The organism is Allofournierella sp., from assembly GCF_048388525.1.
Lineage (GTDB): Bacteria > Bacillota > Clostridia > Oscillospirales > Ruminococcaceae > BQOK01.
On record NZ_DBGCTQ010000096.1, the window covers coordinates 1 to 9,709 of the forward strand.

At 56.7% G+C, this 9,709-nt stretch carries 9 protein-coding genes and 2 tRNA genes; 5 read left to right on the forward strand and 6 right to left on the reverse strand.

The genetic code is table 11. From position 1 onward, the window contains the following. The first annotated feature begins 343 nt into the window (after positions 1–343). Positions 344–1,210 carry a DUF362 domain-containing protein gene (locus ACMLHZ_RS11485; protein WP_418667833.1) on the forward strand — a complete coding sequence of 289 codons (867 nt, stop codon included), beginning with the start codon at positions 344–346 and terminating at the stop codon, positions 1,208–1,210. 98 nt (positions 1,211–1,308) lie between these two features. Here ACMLHZ_RS11485 and ACMLHZ_RS11490 read toward each other — a convergent pair. Further along, positions 1,309–1,384: transfer RNA gene (locus tag ACMLHZ_RS11490), tRNA-Ala, on the reverse strand. Positions 1,385–1,516: 132 nt separating this feature from the next. On the opposite strand from ACMLHZ_RS11490, the gene rbr reads away from it, so the two are divergent. Next, positions 1,517–2,053: a rubrerythrin gene (rbr, locus tag ACMLHZ_RS11495; RefSeq protein WP_418667834.1), complete on the forward strand. Its 537-nt coding sequence runs from the start codon at positions 1,517–1,519 to the stop codon at positions 2,051–2,053. A gap of 76 nt (positions 2,054–2,129) precedes the next feature. Here the strand turns inward: rbr and adhE are convergent, their stop codons facing one another. Beyond that, positions 2,130–4,742: a bifunctional acetaldehyde-CoA/alcohol dehydrogenase gene (gene adhE / locus ACMLHZ_RS11500; protein WP_418667835.1), complete on the reverse strand. Its 2,613-nt coding sequence runs from the start codon at positions 4,740–4,742 to the stop codon at positions 2,130–2,132. Positions 4,743–4,997: 255 nt separating this feature from the next. Between adhE and ACMLHZ_RS11505 the strand changes: the two genes are divergently transcribed. The 3 genes from ACMLHZ_RS11505 to ACMLHZ_RS11515 all read left to right on the forward strand — a co-directional run bounded on the left by ACMLHZ_RS11505 (position 4,998) and on the right by ACMLHZ_RS11515 (position 6,336). Then, positions 4,998–5,732, forward strand: a complete 735-nt coding sequence (locus tag ACMLHZ_RS11505; protein ID WP_418667836.1) for a DUF975 family protein — start codon at positions 4,998–5,000, stop codon at positions 5,730–5,732. A gap of 175 nt (positions 5,733–5,907) precedes the next feature. Beyond that, a tRNA-Ser gene (locus tag ACMLHZ_RS11510) sits at positions 5,908–5,999 on the forward strand. Positions 6,000–6,063: 64 nt separating this feature from the next. Then, positions 6,064–6,336 (forward strand): DUF1294 domain-containing protein, encoded by a 273-nt coding sequence (locus ACMLHZ_RS11515; protein WP_418667837.1) that lies wholly within the window; start codon positions 6,064–6,066, stop codon positions 6,334–6,336. A gap of 85 nt (positions 6,337–6,421) precedes the next feature. Here ACMLHZ_RS11515 and ACMLHZ_RS11520 read toward each other — a convergent pair whose 3' ends face one another. The 4 genes from ACMLHZ_RS11520 to ACMLHZ_RS11535 all read right to left on the reverse strand — a co-directional run bounded on the left by ACMLHZ_RS11520 (position 6,422) and on the right by ACMLHZ_RS11535 (position 9,514). Continuing rightward, positions 6,422–6,718: a hypothetical protein gene (locus ACMLHZ_RS11520; RefSeq protein ID WP_418667838.1), complete on the reverse strand. Its 297-nt coding sequence runs from the start codon at positions 6,716–6,718 to the stop codon at positions 6,422–6,424. 88 nt (positions 6,719–6,806) lie between these two features. Continuing rightward, complete coding sequence (locus tag ACMLHZ_RS11525) at positions 6,807–7,541, reverse strand: permease prefix domain 1-containing protein (RefSeq protein ID WP_418667839.1); 735 nt, start codon at positions 7,539–7,541, stop codon at positions 6,807–6,809. Beyond that, the gene (locus ACMLHZ_RS11530; RefSeq protein ID WP_418667840.1) at positions 7,538–7,873 is read right to left on the reverse strand and encodes a PadR family transcriptional regulator; all 336 of its coding nucleotides are present in this window, start codon (positions 7,871–7,873) and stop codon (positions 7,538–7,540) included. Before ACMLHZ_RS11530 ends, ACMLHZ_RS11525 begins: the two co-directional genes overlap by 4 nt. Positions 7,874–8,062: 189 nt before the next feature. Further along, entirely contained in the window at positions 8,063–9,514 is a 1,452-nt protein-coding gene (locus ACMLHZ_RS11535) for a GntR family transcriptional regulator (protein ID WP_418667841.1), read from the reverse strand. Positions 9,515–9,709: the final 195 nt, after the last annotated feature.

The following is a 9,709-nucleotide window of genomic DNA, read 5'->3' on the forward strand; positions in this document are numbered from 1 at the left end:
AGCTGAGCTATACCCCCATGTTGCCAGAAACCCTTGATTTTGCTGGATTTCTGAGCTATTCAATTTTTTGACTTTACTCTCCGTTGCGGGGGAGCACACCCGGTTGCTTGCGCTCCCAAGTGAGCTACACCCCCACGGGCTGCAAGCCGCTGTTCGCGGCTGCTTTGCTATTATAGCAGACCTTTTTTTCACTGTCAATCCCCTTTTTTCAAAATTCCGCATTTGCGCACGCAGCAAAAAAATTGCAAAAAGGGGTTGACTTGGAGCACACTCCAGGTTTTATGATAAGATCAAACAACGGTGCGCTGCTCTGTAGGGCCGCCGAACCAAAGGAGAGATCACAATGGGATCAGCAAAGGTATATTTCACGCCCGCACTCACACCCCAGGCCGTGGTCACGGCGTTTGAGGCGCTGGGGCTGGAACTTCCGGGCCGGGTGGCCGTAAAGGTCCATTCAGGGGAAGTGGGCAACCAAAACTTCATCCGCCCTGCCTTTTTGAAACCTGCCATCGACCGCGTGCAGGGCGCTGTGGTCGAGTGCAACACCGCCTACGAGGGCGAGCGCGACACCACCGAAAAGCACAGGCGCACCCTGGAGCTTCACGGCTGGGCCGGGCTGGGCCCGGTAGACATACTGGACGAAGACGGTCAGCTTGCTCTCCAGGTGCCCGGCGGCAGGCAGATCCAGACAAACTATGTGGGCTCCCACCTGGCAAACTATGATTCCCTGTTGGTGCTCTCCCATTTCAAGGGGCATCCCATGGGCGGGTTTGGCGGGGCACTGAAAAATATCTCCATCGGCCTGGCCTCCGCCTACGGCAAAGCCTATATCCACGGCGCCGGCAAGCCGGAGGAAATCTGGACCGCCGAGCACGATCTGTTCCTGGAGGCAATGGCCGACGCGGCGGGGTCCATCATGGATCGTTTTGCGGGCAGGATCGGCTTTGTGAACATCATGTGTAATATGTCGGTGGACTGCGATTGCTGCGCGGTGGCCGAGGATCCCAAGCTTGCGGACATCGGCATCCTCTCCTCCCTCGACCCGGTGGCGCTGGACCAGGCCTGCCTTGACCTGGTGTACAGCTCGGCCGACCCGGGCAAAGCCGGCCTCATCCGGCGCATCGAATCGCTGAACGGCGTGCACACGGTGGAGGCCGCCGCGGCCCTGGGCGTGGGCAGCCGCAGCTATGAGCTGCTCCGCCTGGATTGACCGCCCCGTTTTTTGCCACACGGCAGCAGAAATCAGGAATTTGGGATAGTATAAAAAGAAGCCGGCTGAAAAACAGCCGGCTTCTTTTTATGGGCTTCTGGTGGACCTGGAGGGATTCGAACCCTTGACCTCTGCGATGCGAACGCAGCGCTCTCCCAACTGAGCTACAGGCCCGTAACGAAGTTACCTTGTATAATTTAAAGCATTTGCGCAAAAAAGTCAACCCCTTTTCGCTCTGATGCATAAATTTTTTGTTTTGCCGCAAACTGAAAGCAGAAACCGACACCAAGAAAGGGGCTTTTACCAATGGAACTGGACAACAGCAAAACACAGGCCAACCTGATGGCAGCCTTCGCCGGCGAATGCCAGGCCTCCATCAAGTACGGCTATTATGCAGACCTTGCCGAGGCACAGGGCTACCAGCAGATGGCGGACATTTTCCGCGAGACTGCCCGCAACGAGCGCGAGCACGCAAAGCTTTGGTTCATCGAACTGAACGGCGGCTTTAAAAGCACGCTGGACAATCTGAAAGACGGCGCCACAGGTGAAAATTACGAGTGGAGCGAGATGTACCCCCAATTTGCCGAGCAGGCCCAGGCCGAGGGCTTCGATAAGATCGCCAGGCTGATGTGGGCCGTAGCCGATATTGAAAAGACTCACGAGGCCCGCTATCTGAAGCTGGCCGGCAATGTGGAGGACAAACAGGTGTTTAAAAAATCCCAGCCCACCGCCTGGATCTGCAAAAACTGCGGCTATATTTACGAGGGCGAGCAGGCGCCCCAGCAGTGCCCGGTGTGCAAATATCCGCAGGGATATTTTGAGGTCCGGGCCGACAACTATTAATTTTTTCCGTGCAAAAACAGAGGGCAGGCGGAGCATGCTCCGCCTGCCCTCTGTTTTTTTATTGCAGCCCCTGCGCTTATTTGCCGTAGTAGGCCTGCAGATAGAGCTCCTTGATCTCGCTCACCAGCGGGTAAACCGGGTTTGCCGTGGTGCACTGGTCCTCAAACGCCTTGTAGCTCAGCTCATCCACCTTGGCCAGGAACTCCTCCTCGGTAACGCCGCAGGCCTTGATGGTGAGGGGGCGCTCGGTGTCCATCATCAGCTTTTGAACGGCCGCGATCAGGCAGTCCACCGCTTCGTAGGTGCCGGTGCCCTTGTTGCACAGGCCGCAGCGCCAGGCGATCTTGCCGTAGCGCTCGTCCGCCACATACTCCTTATACTTGGGGAACGAGGCAAACTTGGTGGGCCGCTTTGCGTTGTAAGCGATCACATAGGGCAGCAAAATGGCATTGGCCCGGCCGTGCGGAATATGGAATTCGCCGCCCAGCTTGTGCGCCATGGAGTGGTTCAGCCCCAAAAAGGCGTTGGTGAAGGCCATACCCGCAATGCAGGAGGCGTTGTGCATTTTTTCCCGGGCCAGCTTATCGCCGTTGTAGCTGGCCTCCAGGTAGTGGAACACCATCTCGATGGCCTGCAGGGCCAGGCCGTCGGTATAGTCGCTGGCCATTACCGATACATACGCTTCGATGGCGTGGGTCAGCACGTCCAGGCCGGTGTCGGCCACGATGCTTTTGGGCATGGTGTAGGTGAATTGGGGGTCAATGATGGCCACGTCCGGGGTAAGGCTGTAATCGGCCAGGGGGTATTTGATGTTACCGTTCTGCTTGTCGGTGATGACCGAGAAGTTGGTCACCTCGCTGCCGGTGCCGGAAGTGGTGGGAATGGCCACCAGTTTTGTTTTGGTGCCCAGCGCGGGGAATTTGAATGCGCGCTTGCGGATATCCAAAAAGCGCTGGCGCAGGCCGTCGAAGCTGGTGTCGGGGTGCTCGTAGAACAGCCACATGCCCTTGGCCGCATCAATGGCGCTGCCGCCGCCAATGGCAATAATCACATCCGGCTGGAACGCCCGCATGGCTTCCACACCCCGCATGATGCATTCCACGCTGGGGTCGCTCTCCACATCCGAATAGATCTCGCTGTGGCAGTATTTTTCACGCTTGCGCAGGTAATACAGCACCTTGTCCACATTGCCCAGTTCCACCATAACAGGGTCGGTCACGATGAACGCCCGGTTGATGTCCTCCATTTTTTCCAGGTACTGGATCGAGTCCTCCTCAAAATAGATCTTGGGCGGGATCTTGAACCACTGCATGTTGACCCTCCGTTTTGCAATGCGCTTTTTGTTCACCAGGTTCACGGTGGTCACATTCTGGCTCACCGAATTCTTGCCATAGCTGCCGCAGCCCAGGGTCAGCGAGGGGGTGTTGGTGTTGTAAATGTCGCCGATGGCCCCCTGCGAGGAGGGGCTGTTCACAATGATCCGGCCCACCTTCATTGCCACGCCGTACTCGTCGGCGATCTTCATGTCGCCGGTGTGGATCACCGCCGAGTGCCCAAGGCCGCCCAGCTCCAGCATTTTGTTGGCATATTCAAAGCCCTGCTCTTTGTCCCTGCACACAAAGTAAGCCAGCACCGGGCTGAGCTTTTCCTTGCTCAGGGGGTGTTCGTCGCTGGGTTTGTCCAGCGGGGCGATCAGGATCTTGGTCTTCTCCGGCACGGTAAGGCCTGCCTGTTCGGCAATCCAGTTGGCGCTTCTGCCCACCACCGGGGCGAACACGCCCTTCTCCGGGTCCGGGAACATGTATTTGGTGAGCTGCTCGGTCTCCTCTTCGTTCAGGAAATAGCAGTTGTTCAGCTTCATGAAAGCCTCAAAATCCCGGGCGATCTCCTTTTGCACAATCACGGCCTGTTCCGAGGCGCAGATCATGCCGTTGTCAAAGGTCTTGGACATCATCAGGTCGGTGCAGGCCCGGTGCAGGTCGGCGCTCTTTTCAATAAAGCAGGGCACGTTGCCGGGGCCCACGCCCAGGGCGGGCTTGCCGCAGGAATACGCGGCCTTTACCATGCCGGGGCCGCCGGTCGCCAGAATGGTGGCCACGCCGGGGTGGCGCATCAGGGCGCCGGTGGCCTCCACGCTGGGCTCGGTGATCCACTGGATGCAGTTTTCGGGTGCTCCTGCCTTCACCGCCGCCTCGTACACGATGCGGGCGGCCTCGGCGCTGCAGTTCTGGGCGGAGGGGTGAAAGCCAAAAACAATGGGGTTGCGGGTTTTTACCGCGATCAGGCATTTGAACAGGGTCGTGGAGGTGGGGTTGGTGGTGGGGGTCACGCCGCAGATCACGCCCACCGGCTCGGCTACCTCCACATATCCCTCCATGTCGTTCTCTTCCAGAATGCCCACGGTCTTTTCGGCCTTGATGTTGTGCCAGATATACTCGGTGGCAAACATGTTTTTGATAACCTTATCCTCGTACACGCCGCGGCCGGTTTCGTCCACTGCCATGCGGGCCAGTTCCTGGTGCTTGTCAAGGCCTGCCAGGGCCATCTCGTGTACAATATTATCCACGGTGTCCTGATCCAGAGTCAGAAACTCGGCCAAAGCCTTCTGGGCCTTTTCCACCAAACCGTCAATCATGCGCTCCACATCGGTTTTTGCGGGTTCCACGATCATCTTTTTCTTCTCAGCCATCGCGCCGTCCGTCCTTTCAGTTCACGGGTTTGTTTTTAGGGGACCTAACCTCTCCTCTATGATTTTATGATACCATATCGTTAACTAAATAACAATGTTTTGGTTCGCCAATGATTGTTAATATTATAACATCTATTTGTTTACTATGCACAAATTCATTTGATTGGCCTTGTGCGATAATTCTGATTTCCCCGGTGAAAACCCACAATAAGTATGTTATAATAGGGCCAGTAACGTACAAAGGAGGAAAGATCAATGTATTGGTCCAGACCTTTATTGAAGGATAATGCCAAAAAAGTGCTTTCGGGCAATTATTGGCGTGTTTTTGCGGTGTGCCTGCTGACCTCGCTTCTGGGGGGGAATTTTAAATTCGATTTTAATTTTTCTACAGATCAGTGGAATTCCTTTCGGTACGACTACAGTCTGTCCGGTTTATTCGGCAGCCTGGTGTTCGGCGTTTTTTCGGTGTTTTTCGTCGTGGGCCTGCTGTGGTCCATTTTTGTGAGCAATCCGGTCGAGGTGGGGCAGAACCGCTTTATGATGGAAAACCGGGCCGGTTTTCCGCCGCTGGAGTCCATGTTCTCCGCTTTCAGGGGTAAGGAACAGTACCTGAATGTGGTGAAGGTGATGTTCCAGCTGCGGCTGGAAATTTTTCTGTGGACCCTGCTCTGCTTTATTCCGGGGATCTATAAAAGCTACCAATACTATTATGTGCCCTACCTGCTGGCAGAAAATCCCTACATGAGCTACAGCCGTGCCAAAGAACTGAGCGTTGCCATGACCAACGATGAAAAAATGGAGATTTTTGTGCTGGACCTTTCGTTTTTCGGCTGGCTGTTTCTGGGGGCCATGCTGTGCGGCGTGGGCGTGCTGTTCGTCATCCCCTACCAGCAGGCCACCTATGCCGAGCTGTATGCGGCAGCCCGCACCAAAGCGTTTGCTTTGGGCGTCACCGGCCCCGACGAACTGGCGGATTTCACGCGCTATTAACCCTGCCCTTCGCTTCCCCGCTGCCGCGTTTTTATGTGCGGAACCTGCGAACGGGCGCCCCGCAAAAGCGGGGCGCCCGTTCTTTCTTTTCGGGGAAAAATTCCATTTTAGCCTTGACATCCCGCCCTGTTTTGAGTATTATAAATAGGCGGCCCAAAAACCGCGCCGGCGGCATGGAGAGATGGCTGAGCTGGTCTAAGGCGCACGACTGGAAATCGTGTGTTCCCCTTAAAGGAACCGAGGGTTCGAATCCCTCTCTCTCCGCCATAAACGGACAGGCAAAACGCCTGTCCGTTTTTTATTCTGTGACCCAGTTTGGGAGGCTGTGCCCATGCAAACGCTTTTTCTGTTGTGGCTTGCCTGCGTTAACGCGGCGGCTTTTTTGATCTGCGGCTGGGATAAACGCCAGGCCTGCCGCGGCAAGCGGCGCGTTCCGGAGCGCACGCTGCTTTGGCTCTGCGCGCTGGGGGGCAGCTTTGCTTTTCTGGCGGGCATGCTTTTATTTCACCACAAAACCCGCAAGCCAAAATTTCTGTATGGCGTGCCCCTCCTTCTGGCAATGCAGGTGCTGGCCGCATTTTTTGTGCGCGCTCGGCTTTTTTGACCTTCCATACATCCTGAATCCCCCGCCGCAAAAATGCCCCCTGTGTACCAGGGGGCATTTTTGCATAGGCCTATGATGTTTTGGATCAGCTCTCGTCGCGGGAAGGATAGTAAAGGTTGTTGGAGATGAACTCCAGCTTCTCCTTGAGCACCAGTTCCAGGCTGCTCACCACGCCAACCATGTTGGCCACGGACTCGTTCACTTCCATCAGCTGGCAGAAGTCCACATCCTCCAGCCCGATGACTCTTTGCAGCTTCTCGCCCTCGGCGTTCAGGATATGGCTCAGGGCAGTTTCCTCCAGGGCGATGCTTTCGATCAGGTCGGTAACCGCCTGGCACATGGTGATGGGGTTGCAATGCATGGAAATGACCGGCATAGACATAACAAACTCTCCTCCGCAATCATGGAACTCAACAGAAAAATGTTGGCTACTTCACTATATGCAAAAGAGGCGGTTTGGTGCCAAAAAATCAATCTTCGTCCGGCGCGCCCATGGCATTGCGCACAATGCTGCACAATACGCCCCCAATGGGGAACACCACCCAGGAAAAGGCCCATTTATGAAATACAAAGCTTAAAAGCAAAAAGGCCAGGGTCATGACCGACATAATCAAACTGCAGATGCGGCCGGCAAGCGCCTGATCGGCCTTTTGCTTTGCGGTGGGCTGCTCCGGCACCTGGGCCCAGTTCCCCTCCTCGTCCAGTCCGAACATTTTGAGCATTTTTGTGTAGTTCGCGTGCTGGATGCCGTAGTATACCAGCACCGCGGCGCCAAGACCGCCAAGGCCGAAAAACGGGACTGCCATGGCCCATTCCATGGTTGTTCCCTCCCACATCCCCATAATGCCGGTGGTCCCCAGTGCAAGGCAGCACAAAACAATCCCAAGGGCGATCATTTTGGCAAATTTTTTCTTAAAGGCCATATATTCGCCCACCCACTGCACCGCAAAAGCCCGGTCCTCCTGGGTGGGGCGCGGGCGGGGCGCCTCTTCCCTTTCGCAGCCCAACGCCTCGCGAAGCTCCTCCACGCTGCCGAATTGGCCCACGGCGCGGCCCAGGGCGGCTTCCTCACTTGCGCCCCCGGCCAGGGCCGCCTCGTACTGTTCCTCCATACTGGCGGTGATCTCTGCCTTCATCTGCCGCGCCTCGCCGGTATCCGGCAGTGCGGCAAACACATTGTCCACGTACACGCTGATCTTGCTCATAGTGTTTCCTCCCCGCTGGCAAACAGGTCGATGACCTTTTTTGTCACCGCCCATTCGTCGCATTTTTCCTTATAATAAGCCCGCCCCTGATCCGTGATCGTGTAGTAGGTACGGGGTTTGCCAAAGGTCTCGGTGCCCTGGTAGGCGCTGATGTATCCGTTCTTTTGCAGCCGGTTGATCGCGGAATACAGCGTGGTCTCCTTGATGGGGTAGGCGCCTCCGGTGCGGGTCTGTATCTCCCGCGACAATTCATACCCATAGCCGTCCCTGTGAAGCAGCAAGGCGAGCAGGATGGTGTCGTTATAGCCCCGTATCACGTCGCTGCTGATCAATCCCCCTCATCCCCTTCCTCTTTTTCAAAAGGGGGCCCGCCGTACTCTCGGCGCGCCCCGCGGGCCCTACTTCACCTGGTGCAGTAATCTCAGTATAGCACAACTACTACGTCAAGTAAAGTAGTATTTACCCAAAAGTGGCGCGAAGCCGCTTTTGGCAGCAAAAAGCGGCAGCTCCCGGGCTGCCGCTCAGATTTCGTTGCAAGGAAGCAGGATCGCGCCCGCTTCCTCGAGGCCCAGTTCCGCCAAATATTTTACCACACAGCGGGTCTCGGTGATCTGCAGTTCCTCCAGCGTTTGGGCAAACGTCTCCCCGTCCGCACAGCGCAGGCATGCCTTCAAACTGCCCAGATACGGCGCAAAATGGGCGTTGACGGCCTTGCGGCCGCCGTGCAGGTCCCGCAAAGGGAACCCCCAAAAAAGCATTCGAAGCAACTGCGCGTAGATCGTGCGGATCGCCCGGTAAGGCGCATAGGCCGCAATAAATGCATAGCAGGTGTAAAGCAGATTTTCATATACCCCCTCCCGCTCCACCTCCTCGAAGCGAGCGAGCCATTTCAGCACTGCCTCCCCGTCCATGGCAGCCAGGGTCGCCCGGGAACAGGCGCGGCAGGAAAGCGCCAGGATCTGGCAGCCCTTGGCAAAATCGAGCAGGCGCCTTTGCAGTGTCCGGTCGGTCGGGTCGCTGTTGGCCGCGCTTTGCAGCGGCGGCAGCACCCTTGTCCCCACCCCGTTCTCGGAGCGCACGGCGCCCAGCTTATTCAGCAGCGCATAGGTGCGCCGCACCGTGTTCAGCGCGATCTTTTTTTCCTGCGCAAGCCTTGCGGGCGTGGGCAGCAGGCGGCCCACCGGGTAAACGCCCCCGCGTATGGCGAGCAGCAGGTCCAGGCAGAGGGAATAACAAATTTGCGAGGTCTTTTTGTAGACGCTCCAGGAGAAGGCGACCTGTTCTGCCGCGGGACCTTCAGGAATATTTTCCTGGTAGAACTGCTCCAAAAAGCGGATCACCTGCTCCTGGTATTTCTCCACACACTCCCACAGCGCCGCCCAATCCCCCCGCCGGCACAGGCCGATCATCTGAAGCAGCGGGTCTGAGCCGCGAAAGTATCCCCTGCTGTGCGGAACGCTCAGGAACACAGCCTGGAAAAAGAGGAAGATCTGCCACATAAGCCGAACAAACAACTCGTTTCCCAGCGGCCGATAAAGCAGCTGAAGCTGCTGCAGCATCCGGTAAACCGGCGAAAGCTGCGCCGCCGCACAGCTGCGTTCCAGTTCTTCCAGTGTTTCCGAGGGGCAGTTTTTCAGCGCGAACCACTGCGCGAAGCTGCACAGCGGCCGCAAAGACCGCGCCAGATCCAGCAGCGGCTCCCTTCGTTGAGCGAAAAAGTTCTGGATATGGCGCTGTGTCTCCTCATCGCTGTAACTTACCCGCACCCTTGCACCCACGGAGGTGCTCAGGGAAATATATCCCTCCTGCTTAAGGCGCAGATAGACAAGGCGAATGGTGTCCACCGAGACCATGAAATACCCACTGGCCTCCCGGATGGTGGGCAGCGCATCCCCGCACCGGTGCGCCCCGAACTGGATCTGCATTTTAAAGAGCTGATATAAGGCCTGCTGCAGCTCCATGTCCTGTTGCAATGCCTGGCCCCCCGCTTTCTTCGTATTTCCTGTTAAAAGTATAGCATAGATACCGTCAAAAATAAACGGGCGGGGCGCGGCGGGAAACAGTTGCTTTTCCGTGTGACTGTTGGTATACTTTATTGGTAAGTGGGCAAGGTCGGTTTTTCCGCAATTTCTGCGGTGGGGCGGGCATTGCCTGGGCAGGCCATACCG

Coding starts and splice junctions, on each gene's coding strand:
- ACMLHZ_RS11505 (WP_418667836.1), top strand. CDS start 4,998: ATGTATTGGTCCAGACCTTTATTGAAGGATAATGCCAAAAAAGTGCTT.
- ACMLHZ_RS11515 (WP_418667837.1), top strand. CDS start 6,064: ATGCAAACGCTTTTTCTGTTGTGGCTTGCCTGCGTTAACGCGGCGGCT.
- ACMLHZ_RS11525 (WP_418667839.1), bottom strand. CDS start 7,541: ATGAGCAAGATCAGCGTGTACGTGGACAATGTGTTTGCCGCACTGCCG.
- rbr (WP_418667834.1), top strand. CDS start 1,517: ATGGAACTGGACAACAGCAAAACACAGGCCAACCTGATGGCAGCCTTC.
- adhE (WP_418667835.1), bottom strand. CDS start 4,742: ATGGCTGAGAAGAAAAAGATGATCGTGGAACCCGCAAAAACCGATGTG.
- ACMLHZ_RS11485 (WP_418667833.1), top strand. CDS start 344: ATGGGATCAGCAAAGGTATATTTCACGCCCGCACTCACACCCCAGGCC.
- ACMLHZ_RS11520 (WP_418667838.1), bottom strand. CDS start 6,718: ATGTCTATGCCGGTCATTTCCATGCATTGCAACCCCATCACCATGTGC.